General features: G+C 65.7%; 15 protein-coding genes. 10 read left to right on the top strand and 5 right to left on the bottom strand.

Annotated elements, in window-relative coordinates; genetic code table 11:
- Positions 1–11: 11 nt before the first annotated feature.
- Complete coding sequence (lgt, locus tag NFW05_RS03175) at positions 12–809, bottom strand: prolipoprotein diacylglyceryl transferase (protein ID WP_295302739.1); 798 nt, start codon at positions 807–809, stop codon at positions 12–14.
- 79 nt (positions 810–888) lie between these two features.
- On the opposite strand from lgt, the gene ilvD reads away from it, so the two are divergent.
- The 7 genes from ilvD (at position 889) to NFW05_RS03140 (ending at position 8390) form a co-directional block, all read left to right on the top strand.
- Positions 889–2745 carry a dihydroxy-acid dehydratase gene (ilvD, locus tag NFW05_RS03170; RefSeq protein WP_295302737.1) on the top strand — a complete coding sequence of 619 codons (1857 nt, stop codon included), beginning with the start codon at positions 889–891 and terminating at the stop codon, positions 2743–2745.
- 210 nt (positions 2746–2955) lie between these two features.
- Complete coding sequence (locus NFW05_RS03165) at positions 2956–3267, top strand: c-type cytochrome (RefSeq protein WP_295302735.1); 312 nt, start codon at positions 2956–2958, stop codon at positions 3265–3267.
- 185 nt (positions 3268–3452) lie between these two features.
- Positions 3453–4724 (top strand): branched-chain amino acid ABC transporter substrate-binding protein, encoded by a 1272-nt coding sequence (locus tag NFW05_RS03160; protein ID WP_295302873.1) that lies wholly within the window; start codon positions 3453–3455, stop codon positions 4722–4724.
- A gap of 69 nt (positions 4725–4793) precedes the next feature.
- Positions 4794–5780 carry a branched-chain amino acid ABC transporter permease gene (locus NFW05_RS03155; protein ID WP_295302733.1) on the top strand — a complete coding sequence of 329 codons (987 nt, stop codon included), beginning with the start codon at positions 4794–4796 and terminating at the stop codon, positions 5778–5780.
- A 6-nt stretch (positions 5781–5786) separates the two neighbouring features.
- Complete coding sequence (locus NFW05_RS03150) at positions 5787–6851, top strand: ABC transporter ATP-binding protein (protein WP_295302731.1); 1065 nt, start codon at positions 5787–5789, stop codon at positions 6849–6851.
- Entirely contained in the window at positions 6848–7696 is an 849-nt protein-coding gene (locus tag NFW05_RS03145; RefSeq protein WP_295302729.1) for an ABC transporter ATP-binding protein, read from the top strand. The genes NFW05_RS03150 and NFW05_RS03145 overlap by 4 nt, the downstream gene beginning before the upstream one ends.
- Positions 7677–8390, top strand: a complete 714-nt coding sequence (locus NFW05_RS03140) for an ABC transporter ATP-binding protein (RefSeq protein ID WP_295302727.1) — start codon at positions 7677–7679, stop codon at positions 8388–8390. Before NFW05_RS03145 ends, NFW05_RS03140 begins: the two co-directional genes overlap by 20 nt.
- Positions 8391–8393: 3 nt before the next feature.
- Here the strand turns inward: NFW05_RS03140 and NFW05_RS03135 are convergent, their stop codons facing one another.
- Positions 8394–9569: an EAL and HDOD domain-containing protein gene (locus NFW05_RS03135; protein ID WP_295302724.1), complete on the bottom strand. Its 1176-nt coding sequence runs from the start codon at positions 9567–9569 to the stop codon at positions 8394–8396.
- Positions 9562–10635 carry a CDP-6-deoxy-delta-3,4-glucoseen reductase gene (locus NFW05_RS03130; protein ID WP_295302722.1) on the bottom strand — a complete coding sequence of 358 codons (1074 nt, stop codon included), beginning with the start codon at positions 10633–10635 and terminating at the stop codon, positions 9562–9564. Before NFW05_RS03130 ends, NFW05_RS03135 begins: the two co-directional genes overlap by 8 nt.
- A gap of 39 nt (positions 10636–10674) precedes the next feature.
- Between NFW05_RS03130 and NFW05_RS03125 the strand changes: the two genes are divergently transcribed.
- The 3 genes from NFW05_RS03125 to NFW05_RS03115 are packed head-to-tail and all read left to right on the top strand — an operon-like array spanning position 10675 to position 13178.
- On the top strand, positions 10675–11583 hold the full coding sequence (locus NFW05_RS03125) for an NAD-dependent epimerase/dehydratase family protein (protein ID WP_295302721.1): 909 nt from the start codon (positions 10675–10677) through the stop codon (positions 11581–11583).
- Positions 11577–11993 (top strand): CopD family protein, encoded by a 417-nt coding sequence (locus NFW05_RS03120; protein ID WP_295302720.1) that lies wholly within the window; start codon positions 11577–11579, stop codon positions 11991–11993. The genes NFW05_RS03125 and NFW05_RS03120 overlap by 7 nt, the downstream gene beginning before the upstream one ends.
- A 15-nt stretch (positions 11994–12008) precedes the next feature.
- Positions 12009–13178 (top strand): THUMP domain-containing protein, encoded by a 1170-nt coding sequence (locus NFW05_RS03115; RefSeq protein WP_295302719.1) that lies wholly within the window; start codon positions 12009–12011, stop codon positions 13176–13178.
- Positions 13179–13222: 44 nt separating this feature from the next.
- Here the strand turns inward: NFW05_RS03115 and NFW05_RS03110 are convergent, their stop codons facing one another.
- On the bottom strand, positions 13223–14359 hold the full coding sequence (locus NFW05_RS03110; protein ID WP_295302718.1) for a PilT/PilU family type 4a pilus ATPase: 1137 nt from the start codon (positions 14357–14359) through the stop codon (positions 13223–13225).
- A gap of 37 nt (positions 14360–14396) precedes the next feature.
- Positions 14397–15443 carry a type IV pilus twitching motility protein PilT gene (locus NFW05_RS03105; RefSeq protein ID WP_295302717.1) on the bottom strand — a complete coding sequence of 349 codons (1047 nt, stop codon included), beginning with the start codon at positions 15441–15443 and terminating at the stop codon, positions 14397–14399.
- Between the last annotated feature and the right edge of the window lie 19 nt (positions 15444–15462).

Here is a 15462-nt window from a genome sequence, read left to right as displayed (position 1 = left end):
GGCAGCCCTGTTCAGCTGCGCGGGCGATGCGCGGTGCCGAGAAGGATCATCCCGAGGAGGACCATCGGCAGCGACAGCCATTGTCCCATGCTGACCGTGTATGAAAAGCCGAAGATTCCCGCGTCCGGCGAGCGAAAGTATTCCGCCGCCCAGCGCAGCAGACCGTAGCCGATCAGGAAGACTCCCGAGACGGCGCCGCGCGGCCTTGGCCGCGCCGAGTAGATCCAGAGAAACACGAACAGCGCCAGTCCTTCGAGCCCCGCCTGATAGAGCTGCGACGGATGACGCGGCACGTCGTCAACCCAGGGAAAGACCATCGCCCACGGCAGCGACGCGCTTGCCGGGCGTCCCCAGAGTTCGCCGTTGATGAAGTTGCCGATACGCCCGGCGGCCAGACCGAGCGGGACGAGGGGAGCGATGAAATCGGTGAGCTCGATCCAGGCACGTGCGGACCTTCGCGCATACAGCCACACCGCGATCAGGACACCGATCAGCCCCCCGTGGAAGGACATCCCGCCGCGCCAGACAGCGACGATCTCGAGCGGGTGTTCCCAGTAGTACCCCGGTTCATAGAACAGGACCTGTCCCAGGCGCCCCCCGACGACGACTCCGAGCACGCCATAGAAAAGCAGGTCGTCGAGCTGGCGAACCGTCCACCCGGCCTCGCGAAACTGCGGATGAGTGAGGATCCGGTGCCGGCCGAGGAGCCAGAACTGGATGAAGGCGACCAGATACATCAGCCCGTACCAGTGCACCTTCAGCGGGCCGATGGAGAGGGCGACAGGGTCGAGCTGCGGATGGGTCAACACGCGCGAACACCCGGTGGCTTTCGGATAGAATCCATTATATCCCGCCGCCTTCAGGCGTGTTCCCGATTGGAGTCCGCAGATGCCGCACTATCGTTCCCGAACCTCGACCCATGGACGCAACATGGCCGGCGCGCGCGCGCTGTGGCGCGCGACCGGCATGCAGGACGGCGACTTCGGCAAGCCGATCATCGCCGTCGTCAATTCCTTCACCCAGTTCGTCCCGGGGCATGTACACCTCAAGGACCTCGGCCAGCTCGTCGCGCGCGAGATCGAGGCGGCCGGCGGTGTGGCCAGGGAGTTCAACACCATCGCTGTCGACGACGGAATCGCCATGGGCCACGACGGGATGCTCTACTCGTTGCCCTCGCGCGACCTGATCGCCGACTCGGTCGAGTACATGGTCAACGCGCACTGCGCTGACGCGATGGTCTGCATCTCGAACTGCGACAAGATCACTCCGGGAATGCTGATGGCCGCGATGCGCGTGAACGTCCCGGTCGTTTTCGTTTCCGGCGGGCCGATGGAAGCCGGCAAGGTGAACTGGACCGGCAAGGTGATCGCCATCGATCTCGTCGATGCGATGGTCAAGGCTGGCGACAGCAGCTGTTCGGACGAGGAAGTCGCTGCGTTCGAGCGCTCGGCGTGTCCGACCTGTGGATCATGCTCGGGGATGTTTACGGCCAACTCGATGAACTGCCTGACCGAGGCACTGGGCCTCTCGTTGCCGGGGAACGGGACCGTTCTCGCGACCCATGCCGAGCGCCGGGATCTCTTCGTTCGCGCCGGCCGCCGGATCGTCGAACTCTGCCGGATGTACTACGAGCAGGGCGACGCGTCGGTTCTGCCACGATCGATCGGCTGCTTCGCGGCGTTCGAGAACGCGATGACCCTCGACGTGGCGATGGGCGGGTCGACCAACACCGTCCTGCACATCCTCGCTGCGGCGCAAGAAGCCGGAATCGACTTCACGATGAACGACATCGACCGCCTGTCGAGGCGTGTTCCGTGCCTCGCCAAAGTCGCTCCGGCGACTGCCGACTATCATATCGAGGACGTACACCGGGCCGGCGGGATCTTCGCCATCCTCGGCGAACTCGATCGCGCCGGCCTGCTTCACCGCGAAGTGCCGACGGTCCACGCGCGGACGCTCGGCGAGGCGATCGACGTCTGGGACGTGCGGCGGAACGACGACCCGCGGCTGCACGAGTTTTATCGCACAGCGCCCGGAGGCGTGCCGACACAGAACGCGTTCTCGCAGAACCGGCGTTACGCAGAACTCGACGTGGACCGGGCGCGGGGTTGCATCCGCGACCGCGAGCACGCGTATTCGCAGGAAGGCGGGCTCGCCGTACTCTACGGCAACATCGCCCGCGACGGGTGCATCGTGAAGACCGCCGGCGTCGACGAAAGCATCTGGGTCTTTTCGGGCAAGGCCCGCGTCTTCGAGAGCCAGGACGCAGCGGTGCAGGCGATCCTTGGCGACCAGGTCGCCGCCGGCGACGTCGTGGTCATCCGCTACGAGGGCCCGAAGGGCGGCCCGGGCATGCAGGAAATGCTCTATCCGACCTCGTACCTCAAAGCGAAGGGGCTCGGCAAAGCCTGCGCGCTGCTCACCGACGGCCGGTTTTCCGGAGGGACCTCGGGGCTGTCGATCGGCCATGTTTCTCCCGAGGCGGCCGAGGGCGGAGCAATCGGCCTGGTCGAGGAAGGCGACGTCATCGAAATCGACATCCCCCGCCGGCGGATTCATCTGGCGGTGAGCGATGCCGAGCTCGCCAGGCGCGATGCGGCGATGGGCGCCAGGGGAGAGTCGGCGTGGCGACCGGCGGATCCGCGCCAGCGAGTCGTGTCGCAGGCCCTCGAGGCGTATGCGCTGATGGCCACCTCGGCGGCAAGGGGCGCGGTCCGCGATCTCACGCAACTGCGCCGCGCCTGAAGTGCGCCTTTTGGGGTGGTTCCCCGCAGCTCGTAGCCACGCCCGTGCGACCGCGTGCGGAGCGGTCAACGGCGGCCAGTCGGGCGCGTTATGCGGCTCGTCTGGCAGCCATTCCGGCCGGGCTACCGACGGCCGGTGGGCGTCTTTGCAAGCCGGTCAAAGTGAAATACCATGGCGCTGTTTCAACCCCTCACTGAATGGAGCATGAACATGAAAGCGACCCTCGTCTCCCTGCTGGTTGCCGCCGGTCTTCTGTCTGCTGGCGCGGTCCAGGCCCAGGATGCAGAAGCCCTGGCCAAGTCGAAGAACTGCCTGTCTTGTCACGCGATCGACAAGAAGGTCGTCGGCCCGGCCTACAAGGACGTGGCCAAGAAGTACACCGTCAAGGATGAGGCGATGCTCGCCAAGAAGGTGATCGCAGGCGGCAAGGGCTCGTGGGGCGAGGTGCCGATGCCGCCGAACCCGTCGGTCACGCCTGAAGAGGCGACCAAACTGGTCAAGTGGATCCTCAGCCTGAAGTGATCGCTGACTGAACGGAGAACCGGCGGACAGCCGGTTTTCCGCTTCTGGGAGTGGTGCGCGCGCGACAGGCGGGCGAGCCGACTACCCGCGGCATGTTGACAATGCCCTGATGGGCTTGGACAATCGGCCGCTCGCTTACCCCTTACACCAAAGACAACACTGTGGAGACCGAGTCCATGAACCATTTGCGTATTCCTGGAGCAGTCGTCGCCGTCGCCGCTGCGCTGGCGATGATCGGCTGCGGCAAGAAGGAGGAGCCCAAGCCGGTAGCGCCGGCCGCTGCCCCGGCGCCGGCCGCCCCCGAGGTGATCACCGTCAAGATCGGCAGCGTCGCACCGTTGACCGGCGGAATCGCCCACCTCGGCAAGGACAACGAGAACGGTGTCCGCCTGGCGATCGACGAGGCCAACGCCGAGGGGATGAAGATCGGCGGCAAGGCCGTCAAGTTCGAAGTGATGTCCGAAGACGATCAGGCCGACCCGAAGGTCGGCAACACGGTCGCCCAGAAGCTCGTCGATGCCAAGGTCGCCGGCGTCGTCGGCCACCTGAACTCGGGGACGACGATTCCCGCTTCGGCGATCTACAATCAGGCCGGAATCCCGATGATCTCCGGCTCGGCGACCAACCCGGCGTTGACCGAACAGGGCTTCAAGACCGTTTTCCGGGTCGTTGGGCGCGACGACCAGCAGGGGCCGGCGGTGGCCAACTATCTGTTGACCCAGAAGAAGCCCAAGGTCGCCGCGGTGATCGACGACGCGACCGCCTATGGCGAGGGTCTGGCCAACGAAGTCGAGAAGACGCTCAAGGCCGCCGGCGTCCAGGTTTTGCCGAGGGAGAAGGGGACCGACAAGACGGTCGACTGGAAAGCCGTGCTGACCAAGATCAAGGCCAAGAAGCCCGACGTCGTCTTCTACGGCGGCATGGACGCCACCGGCGGCCCGCTGCTCAAGCAGGCGCGCGAACTCAAGATCGGGTCGGTCTTCTCCTTCGGCGACGGGGCGTGTACCGACAAGATGGCCGAACTGGCGGGTGAAGCGGCCGAGGGACTGATCTGCTCGCAGGCGGGGATCCCGGTCCAGGCCGCCGGCAAGAGGTTCCTCGAAGGGTACAAGGCGAAGTTCAACATCGATCCGATCCTCTATTCGCCGTTCACCTACGACGCGGCGAAGATGCTCGTCGCGGCAATGCAGAAGGCCGATTCGGCTGATCCCGCCAAGTACCTGCCGGCGCTGGCCGCGCTCGACTACAACGGCGCCTCGGGCAATGTCCAGTTCGACGCCAAGGGCGACCGCAAGGATGCCGAGATGACCGTCTTTACGCTCAAGGGTGGCAAGATCACCCCTCTGGCGATCATCAAGGGCGGAAAATCGCTGACCCTCGACGAGTATGCCGCGCTGATGCCGCCGGCGCCGGCTCCGGCGGCAGCTCCGGCTGCCGCGCCGGCTCCAGGCAAGTAATCGCGGGCTAGCGACCTACCCCGGGCGGCCGCCAGAGGCCCGCCCGGGGGGTGTCCTCGCGCAGCCGCCATGGAAACGCTTCTCCAGCAGATCATCAACGGCCTGACCACCGGCAGTGTCTATGCGGTCGTGGCTCTCGGCTACACGATGGTCTACGGGGTCATCCAGCTGATCAACTTCGCGCACGGCGAGGTGGTGATGATCGGCGCGATGGTCGCTTTCGGCGTGATCACCGGACTCGCCGGCAGCGGTCTGCCCGCGTCGATGATCGTCGCCGCCGGCGTGCTCGCCGCGGTTCCGGCGTGCATGGCCATCGGCTATTCACTCGAGCGCGTCGCCTACCGTCCGCTGCGGCACGCGCCGAGGCTGGCGCCGCTGATCACCGCGATCGGCATGTCGATCATCCTGCAGCACGTTGCACTGTTGATCTGGGGCCGCAATCCGCTGGCCTTCCCGCAGATCATCGCCAATCCGACGGTCAGCATCGGTCTCGCGGAGATCAGCGCTGTGCAGATCGCGATCATCCTGCTCTCGTTCCTGATGATGGGCGGCTTGTCCTGGTTCGTGTATCGGACGCGTTTCGGCATCGCCATGCGCGCGACGGCGGAGAACGTCCAGGTCGCCGGGCTGATGGGCATCAACGCCGACCGGGTGATCGCCGCGACCTTCGTCATCGGCGCCGCGCTCGGCGCCGTCGCCGGAGTGATGTTCGGCACCTACTACGGCATCGCGCATTACACGATGGGTTTCACGCTTGGCCTCAAGGCGTTCTCCGCGGCGGTTCTCGGCGGCATCGGCAACCTCCCCGGGGCGATGGTCGGCGGCTTGCTGCTCGGCCTCGTCGAGGCGCTCGGCACCGGCTACATCGGCGACCTGACCAACCTCTGCCAATGGCCGGTGGTCGATGCCTGGCTCGGCGAGCGCTGCGCGGACGGCGCGCACTTCATCCTCTTCGGGAGCAACTACCAGGACGTCTTCGCCTTCGTCATGCTGATCCTCGTACTCGTCTTCCGTCCTTCGGGGCTGCTCGGCGAGCGCGTATCCGAGCGGGCCTGAACCGGAATGAAGGGCCGCGTACTCAGTCGCCGCGAAGTCATCGGCCTGGTAGCCATCGCCGCGGCGCTCCTCGCTCTGCCCTTCGTCCTCGCCTCGGTCGGCACCGCCTGGGTAAGGATCACCAACTTCGCGGTTCTCTTCGTCCTGCTGTCGCTCGGCCTGAACATCGTCGTCGGCTTTGCCGGCCTGCTCGACCTCGGCTACATCGCTTTCTACGCGGTCGGCGCCTACACCTATGCGCTGCTCGCCTCGCCACACTTCAACGTGCACCTGCCGTTCTGGGTGATCCTGCCGATCGGCGCGGGCCTCGCCTGCACCGCCGGAGTGATCCTCGGCGCGCCGACGCTGCGCCTGCGTGGCGATTACCTGGCCATCGTCACGCTCGGTTTCGGCGAGATCGTGCGGATCTTCATGAACAACCTGTCGAACCCGGTCAACATCACCAACGGGCCGAAGGGAATCACGCTGATCGACCCTTTCCGGATCGGTGATTTCAGCTTCTCGGCGCGCTCGGAACTGTTCGGGTTGACCTTCAGCGGTCCGATCAAGTACTACTACCTGCTGCTCGTCGTCCTGCTCTGCGTCATCGTCATCAACCTGCGCCTGCAGGACTCGCGGATCGGCAGGGCCTGGGTCGCGATCCGCGAGGACGAAATCGCCGCCAAGGCGGCGGGGATCAACACGCGCAACATCAAACTGCTCGCCTTCGCCATGGGCGCCTCGTTCGGTGGAATCGCCGGGGGCATGTTTTCGGCGATCCAGGCTTTCGTCAGTCCGGAGAGCTTCATCCTCAACGAGTCGATCATGGTTCTGGCGATGGTCGTCCTTGGGGGAATGGGCAACATCTGGGGGGTCATCGCCGGAGCACTGCTGCTCTCGTTCATGCCCGAGGTGCTGCGCTACAGCGTCGAGCCGATGCAGAAGGCGTTGTTCGGCCGGATGCTCGTCGACCCCGAGGTGCTCCGCATGCTGATCTTCGGCTTCGCGCTCGTGTTGACGATGCGTTTCCGGCCCGCCGGCCTGTGGCCCGAGACGCGTCACCGACGCGAGATGAGCGAGAATCGCCGATGAATGGCCTAGCGGCGCAGGCGGGTGCGCGATCGGGAACGCCGGAAAGTCGAGTGCTTTCGGGGCAGCCTTCGCTCGTCGGCGAGACGTTGCTCGAGGCGCGCGACATCGGCAAGCGCTTCGGCGGCGTGCAGGCGCTCAAGGCCGTTTCGCTGACCATCCGTCGCGGCGAGATCTACGGCCTGATTGGACCCAACGGCGCCGGCAAGACGACGCTGTTCAACGTGTTCACCGGATTGTACCCGCGCGACAGCGGCGAAGTGATCTTTGCCGGCCAGTCGCTGCGCCTCGAAAGCCCGCACATCGTCGCCGCGGCCGGAATCGCGCGAACCTTTCAGAACATCCGTCTGTTCGGCAACATGACCGCGCGCGAAAACGTCATGGTCGGCCGCCACGTGCGCACACGCTGCGGCGTTTTCGGGGCGATCCTGAGAACCGCCGGGCAGCGCGCCGAGGAGCGGGCGATCCGCGGGCGGGCCGACGATCTCCTGCGCTACGTGGGTATCGCCGACCGCGCCGACTCGCTCGCCCGGCACCTGTCGTACGGAGATCAGCGTCGGCTCGAGATCGCTCGTGCGCTGGCCAGCGAACCACAACTGCTGGCGCTCGACGAGCCGGCCGCGGGAATGAACGCCACCGAGACGGCAGCTTTGCGCACGCTGATCGAAGGGCTGCGCGCCGACGGACTGACGATCCTGCTGATCGAGCACGACGTCAAACTGGTGCTCGGTCTTTGCGACCGGGTGGCGGTGCTCGACTACGGCGAGAAGATCGCCGAGGACGTTCCCGAGGTCGTTCGGGCCGACCCGAGAGTCATCGAGGCTTATCTTGGCACAGGTACTCATTGAGGCGACGAATCTCGAAGTCCGTTACGGCGGGATCGCTGCCGTCCGGGGGATTTCGTTCGCCGTCGAGGAGAACGAGGTCGTCTGCCTGATCGGCGCCAACGGTGCCGGGAAGACCTCGACGCTCAAGGCGCTGGCGAGGATGCTCCCGTCGCACGGCGAAATCCACTACGGCAGCGAACGGATCGACACGCTCAGGGGGCACGAGCTGATCGGCAGGGGACTGGCACTGGTCCCCGAGGGGCGCGGCGTGTTCAGTCGCCTGACGGTCGCCGAGAACCTCGCGATGGGCGCCTACCATCGCTCGGACAGGCCGGGCATCGCCGTCGACCTCGAACGGATCTACACGCTCCTGCCGCGGCTCGGCGAGCGGGCCGCACAGGTGGCCGGTACCCTGTCGGGAGGAGAGCAGCAGATGCTGGCGATCGGCCGCGCGCTGATGGGGCGGCCACGATTGCTGGTGCTCGATGAGCCGTCGATGGGCTTGGCGCCGCTGATGGTCGAAAAGATCTTCGAGGTCATCCGCACGGTCGCCGCCGAGGGGATGACCATCCTGCTCGTCGAACAGAACGCGAAGCTCGCGCTCGAACTCTGCTCACGCGGTTATGTGATGGAAAGCGGCGTGATTTCGGTTGCCGACACGGCGGAAAGGCTGCTCGCCGACCCGCGGGTCCGTGCGGCCTATCTCGGCGAATAGCGGTCAGAGTTCCATCGCCTCGGCGAAAGACAAGGCCTGGAGCTGCGCCCGGTTGAACTGGGCGGCCGTCAGACCGAGCATCGCGGCCTGATCGGCAAGCTGCTCTCCGTCGTCACCCTCGCCGCTCAGCGCCAGGTCGAGAAACGGCGCATAACGCCCACCCTGCCCGAGCAGCGCATCACTGACCGCGTCAGGCAGGCGCATCGTCTCCAGCGCGCGCTCCATGTGCACGCCGAGCAGCGCCTCGAGTAGCGAGAACGCGCCGCAGATGAACAGGTTGTCGTACTCCGACTTGTCCACCAGACCGTGCGCCAGAAGCTCCATCAACCGGGCGCGGCAAAGTGCGGTGTGCATCAGCGCCGGGGCCAGCGGATCCTTGCTCGCCGTGGCGAGCAGCAGAGATAGCCAGCGGTTGAGCTTTTCGTAGCCGAGCATGGTGACCGCGTGGCGGAATGACTGGATCTCGCACGACAGTCCGAATCCGGCCGAGTTGATGTAGCGCAGGAGTTTGTACGAGATCGCCACGTCGAGCTTCAGAGCCGCTTCGATCTCGCGGATCTCGGCGTTCGTGCGCACCAGGTTGAGGATGCGCACGATGTTCGCCTGACCGGGATTCAGCGCCTTCGCTGGAGCGCCCGATGGGGTGGTGAAGAACCAGCCGCACGCGGCTGAAATCCCGGCATCGAGGCAGCCTTGGAAGTCCTCGGGGGTCGTTACGTTGAAGGCAATCCCGATGCCCATCGGCCGGGTCCGCGCCGCCAGGATCTTCAGTTGTGGGAGCGTGAATCGCTGGGCGTCGAAGCCGATGAAACGGTACTCGACTCCGCTGGCAAAGGCCGACGCGGCCTGCGGGTCGAAATGCAGGCAGAGGGTCGGTTGCCAAGTCTCCAGGGCGGGGATCAGTTCGCTTCGCTGCTCGCCAACGAGAGCCCCGGCGGGCAGTTCGATGGCCGCATTCGGCGGGGCGGCCCAGTCGAACAGACGCGCGTCACACGCACGGCCGTGGCAGTTGACGAAGAGCGTCTTTTCGCCGCGTGGCCAGACGTCGGCGAGCGCCTCGAGCGCACTGGCCGCGTCACGGGTATCCCCGTGGCTGCCCAGGTGCAAGGTCAGCCGACTGGCGATGATCCGGTTCTGGCGATTGACCAGCGGCTGGCGCGACAGGAACACCTCAGTCATTCTCTTTGGGCCTGGTCTCGGGACGATCGGCCGCTTCGATGGCTGCGAGCGTATCGCTGGCAAAGTCGAAAGCGTCGGCGAAGAACTCGTCGGGCGGCAGCGAGCAGTTGCTGACGAAGTCGCGGCGCGCGGCAGCGACCATCGCCGGCGAGCCGCACACGTAGACCTGGTGGCCTGAGAGATCGGGGAGGTCGGCCATCGCCGCGACGTGGACGAACCCGCTGCGGTAGCTGAGCAGCTCGTCGGCTGTCGGTTCGGAGAGCACGGGTACGAAACGGATCTGCGGAAACTCTGTGGACCAACGCTCGGCAAGCGGCCGAAGGTAGAGGTCGACCGAGCGACGACCGCCCCAGTAGATGTCCATTCGACGGCGGCACCCCTGCGCGATGGCGTGCTCGACGATCGACTTGATCGGGGCAAAGCCGGTCCCGCCGGCGACGAAGAGCAGTGGTTTCCCGGACTCCTCGCGCAGGAAAAAGCTGCCGAAAGGGCCACGCAGGCGCAGCAGATCCCGCTCTCTGAGCGCGCTGAAGACGTGCCCGGTAAATTGGCCGCCGGCGACGCGGCGGACATGGAGTTGCAGGAATTCGTCGTCGTGCGGAGCGTTGGCCAGCGAGAAGGAGCGGCGCTTGCCCCCGGGCAGGAGGATGTCGATGTACTGGCCAGCGAGAAAGCGCAGGCGCTCGCTCGCCGGCAGCTTGAGGTCGACGATCATCACCTCGGGAGCGGCCTGGACGAGGCGGGCGACGCGAGCGGGCAGCGTGCGGATCGGCAGGTCGTCGAACGACCGGGCTTCGCGGCTTTCGATCGCCAGATCGCTCCTCGCCCTGGCGCAGCAGAACAGCGCCAGTCCCGCGTCGCGATCGACGCTGCCGAGGATGTCGAGAGGGGCCCTGCCGTGGTCGATGACGCCGGCGAGTATCCTGCCCCGACACGCGCCACACGCACCGTCGCGGCAACCGTAGGGCAGGCTGAGCCCCTGGCGCAGAGCGGCTTCGAGGATCGTTTCCTCGGCTTCCGCGAGAAAGCTGTGTCCGCTGGCCGGAATGCTGACCTGAAACGCCATCCCCTCTCCGCTGACGACGCAATCCGGTAGAATTGCGCGGTGCAAAAACTGTTGATCGTCGGCAGCGGCGACATCGCTCGCCGGATGCTCCCCCGCCTGCTCGGCCACTACCGCGTTCTGGCTCTCGTGCGTTACCCCGAACAGTGCGCCTTCTGGCGTGCCAACGGCGCCCGTCCGGTGCTCGGCGACCTCGACCGGCCAGACAGCCTGCACCGCCTGGCTGGCCTCGCCGAGATCATCGTCCATCTCGCTCCGCCGGCCGTCGTTCCCGGAAGGCGGCCTTCCACCGGTGACGCCCGGGACACACGGACCCGCTTCCTGCTCGCGGCCCTGGCGCGTGGCCGGAGTCTACCACAGCGGATCGTGTATATCAGCACGAGCGGCGTATATGGCGATTGCCGGGGGGATCTGGTCGACGAGACGCGCCCGCTGCGTCCCGCGACGCTCAGGGCTCGTCGCCGCGCCGATGCCGAGCGACAGTTGCGTGCCTTCGGGCGCCGTGGCGTGACCGTGAGCATTCTGAGGGTTCCCGGGATCTACGCTGCCGACCGCTTGCCGCTCGATCGCCTGCGCAAGCGGACGCCGGTGCTCTGCGAAGCAGACGACGTCTATACCAATCACATCCACGCGGATGACCTCGCGATGCTGAGCTGTGCGGCACTGCGCCACGGGCGCAGCAACCGCGTCTACAACGCGACCGACGATTCACGGATGCGCATGGGCGATTACTTCGATCTCGTCGCCGACAGTTTCGGTCTGCCGAGGCCGCCTCGCATATCCCGGCGCGAGGCCGAGGAGACGCTGTCCCCAGTGCAGTTGTCCTTTCTCGGCGAGTCGCGCCGGCTACTCAACGACCGGGTGAAGAAGGAATTCCGGGCGAGGCTGCTTTACCCGAGAGTCGGGAATGGCGTCGCTGCCGCCAGTCAGGAAGGGAGCCGCCGGTGCTGATCGTCAAGGTCCTCCACATCTGGATGGTGGTGAGCTGGTTTGCCGGCCTCTTCTATCTGCCACGCATTTTCGTCAATCTCGCGATGGTCGAGCGCAGCAGCGTCGCCGAGCGTGCCCGGCTGCTGCTGATGGCCGGCAAGCTCTACCGCTTCATGACCCCGATCGGCGTCCTGGCCGTCGCTCTCGGCTTCTGGCTATGGTTCGGCTTCGGTTTCGGTGGCGGCTGGTTGCATGCCAAGACGGGTCTGGTCGGCGTCCTGGTTGGCTATCACCTCTGGTGTGGTCGCCTGCTGCGTGACTTCGAGGCCGACCGGAACACACGCGGCCACCTCTGGTTTCGCTGGTTCAACGAGATGCCGGTCCTGATTCTCCTGGCCGTAACCTACCTCGCCGTCCTGAAGCCATTCTGACGATCGCCGAGGGGTATGCCCGTGGAAGATTTCTTTGCCAGTTGCCCGCGAGGGCTCGAGTCGCTGCTCGTCGACGATCTGCTTCATGCTGGCGCACGCGAGTGTCGGGCGATTCCCGGCGGCGCCCATTTTGTCGGCGACTGGCCGGCCTGTTATCGGGCCAACCTCGAATCGCGGATCGCCACGCGAGTTCTCTGGCGCGTCGCGCAGGGCGCATACGCCACCGAGGAGGACATCTACAGGCTGGCGCTCGATACCCCTTGGCCCCGCTGGTTCGCAGCCGAGCAGACGCTCCGCGTCGACCTCGACGCAAAGAACAGTCCGTTGAGGAGCCTCGACTTCGTCACGCTGCGCATCAAGGACGCCGTCTGTGATCGGTTCCGCCGTGAACTCGGCGTGCGCCCGAGCGTCGATACGCGCAGTCCCGATGTGCGCGTCCAGGCGTTCATCGACCGCCACGGATGCACGCTCTACCTCGATACCTCGGGCGCACCGCTGTATCAGCGGGGGTACCGCCAGAAGACCGTCGACGCCCCGCTCAAGGAAAACCTCGCGGCCGGCATCCTCCGGTTGACTGGTTGGGAGCCGGGAATCGCCCTGCTCGACCCGATGTGCGGCAGCGGCACCTTTCTTCTCGAAGCCGCGCAGATGGTGCTCGGCGTCGCACCTGGCGCGCGGCGCAGCTTCGCGTTTCAGCGACTGCGCAATTTCTCGTCAGCGTCATGGCAGCAGATCCTCGACCGGGCACGCTCGGCCGAACGAAGCGCGGGGGAGGTGCGAGTCTTCGGCAGCGATGCATCGCCGGTGGCCGTTCGCGCGGCTCTGGCCAATCTCGACCGCGGACGCCTGCTCTCCGCAGTCCAGCTGCGGACGGCCGACGTGCGCGAAGCAGAGGCGCCGGCGCCAACGGGGATCCTGGTCGCCAATCCACCCTACGGTGAGCGGGCCGCCGACCGGGACGAGCTGGCATCGTTCTATCCGGCGCTCGGCAGCGCCCTCAAGCGCCATTTCGCCGGCTGGCGATGTTACCTCTTCTCGGCCGATACCCGACTGCCCGGCCTGTTGCGCCTGACCCCGGCGCGAAAGACGCCGCTTTTCAACGGCGCGCTCGATTGCCGTCTCTACGAGTTCCGCATGGTTGCCGGGAGCAACCGCAGGCCGACCGCGACGGCCAACCCAGGATGAGCCGTCTGCGACTCACGCGCCGGCGCGAGGGCGGTTGCTGCGGGCTAGACGATGTCGAGGTGGCCGATGCCGGCGGTGAGATCGCGGTCCTTCGATTCCTTCCCGTGGAGTTTGATCTGCAGGCGCAGGTCGTTGAGCGAGTCGGCGTTGCGTAGCGCATCCTGGTAGGTGATCTGACCGGCCTCGTAGAGATCGAACAGCGACTGGTCGAAGGTCTGCATTCCGAGTTCGCGGGAGCGTTTCATCACTTCCTTGATCTCATGCACCTCGCCCTTGAAGATCAGGTCGGAGATCAGCGGCGAATTGAGCATGATCTCGATCGCCGGAATCCGCCCCTTGCCGTCCTTTTTCGGCAGCAGGCGCTGCGAAACCAGACCCCGGAGGTTCAGCGACAGGTCCATCAGCAGTTGATGCCGGCGGTCCTCGGGGAAGAAGTTGATGATCCGGTCGATCGCCTGGTTGGTGCTGTTGGCGTGCAGCGTGGCCAGGCACAGGTGGCCGGTCTCGGCGAAGGCGATCGAGTAGTCCATCGTCGCCCGGTCGCGGATCTCACCCATCATGATCACGTTCGGCGCCTGGCGCAACGTGTTCTTCAGCGCCACTTCCCAGCTGTCGGTATCGACACCGATCTCGCGCTGGGTGACGATGCTCTTCTTGTGCTCATGGACGAACTCGATCGGGTCCTCGATGGTGATGATGTGGCCGTGGCTGTTGCAGTTCCGGTGGTCGACGAGCGCCGCCAGCGAGGTCGTCTTGCCGGTTCCCGTGCCGCCCACGAAGATGACCAGCCCGCGCAGGGTCATCGCGATGTCCTTGAGCACGGGCGGCAGGCCGAGTTCATCGAGCGTCGGAATTGCCGTGTTGATCGTTCGGCAGACGATCGCCACGCGTCCCTGCTGGACGAGCGCGTTGACCCGGAAGCGCCCGATGCCGGCCGGCGAAATCGCGAAGTTGCACTCCTTGGTCGCTTCGAACTCCGACGCCTGGCGGTCGTTCATGATCGAACGGGCCAGCTCGGCAGAATGCTGCGGCTGCAGCGCCTGGTTGGACACCGGCATCACCTTGCCGTCGACCTTGATCGCTGGCGGGAAGTTTGCCGTGATGAACAGGTCGGAGCCGTTCTTCTGGACCATCAGGCGCAGAAGTTCGTGCATGAATCTTAGGGCCTGATCGCTTTCCATCGTCGTCGTCTCAGTTGGCCGGAAATGGTTCAGAAGCTCAGAAGCCGGGGATCGATTCCTTGTTGACGGCCTTGAGGCGCGCCTCGTTGGCCGACACGACATTGCGCCGGACAAGCTCGACGAGCGCCTGGTCGAGCGTCTGCATGCCAAGCTGCTGTCCCATCTGAATCGAAGAATACATCTGGGCGACCTTGTTCTCGCGGATCAGGTTGCGGATCGCCGGCGTGCCGAGCATGATCTCGTAAGCCGCGACGCGGCCCTGGCCGTCCTTGGTCTTCATGAGTGTCTGCGAGATCACTGCGCGCAGCGACTCGGAGAGCATCGAACGGACCATATCCTTCTCGGCTGCCGGGAAGACGTCGATGATCCGGTCGATCGTCTTGGCCGCGCTCGAGGTGTGCAGGGTGGCGAAAACCAGGTGCCCGGTCTCGGCCCCGGTGAGCGCCAGGCGGATCGTTTCGAGGTCGCGCATCTCGCCGACGAGAATCACGTCCGGGTCTTCGCGAAGTGCCGAGCGCAGGGCGTTCTGGAACGAGAGCGTGTGCGGGCCGACTTCGCGCTGGTTGATCAGACACTTCTTCGATTGGTGGACGAATTCGATCGGGTCTTCGACCGTGATGATGTGACTGTAGGCGTTCTCGTTCACATGGTTGAGCATCGCCGCGAGGGTCGTCGACTTGCCCGAACCGGTTGGCCCGGTGACCAGCACGATGCCCCGCGGGTACTCGGCGATGTCCTTGAAAATCTTCGGGCAGTTGAGCTGTTCGAGGGTCAGCACGGTCGACGGGATCGTCCGGAAGGCCGCGCCGGCGCCGCGCTGCTGGACGAAGGCATTGACCCGGAAGCGCGCGAGGTTCGGGATTTCGAAGGAGAAGTCGCATTCGCGCGTGTCCTCGTACTGCTTGCGCTGGTAGTCGCTCATGATGTCATAGACCAGGCGGTGGACATCGCGATGTTCCATCGGCGGCAGGTTGATCCGCCGGATGTCGCCATTCACGCGGATCATCGGCGGCAGGCCGGCCGACAGATGGAGGTCGGAAGCCTTGTTCTTGACACTGAAGGCCAGCAGTTCGGTGATGTCCATCCGTTTCGGTCCTCGGGCC

Origin of the sequence: Accumulibacter sp. (assembly GCF_023806625.1) — a bacterium.
Taxonomy (GTDB): Bacteria; Pseudomonadota; Gammaproteobacteria; order Burkholderiales; family Rhodocyclaceae; genus Accumulibacter.
The sequence above is the reverse complement of the archived record's forward strand: the minus strand, read 5'-3'. Positions and strand labels throughout refer to the sequence as shown.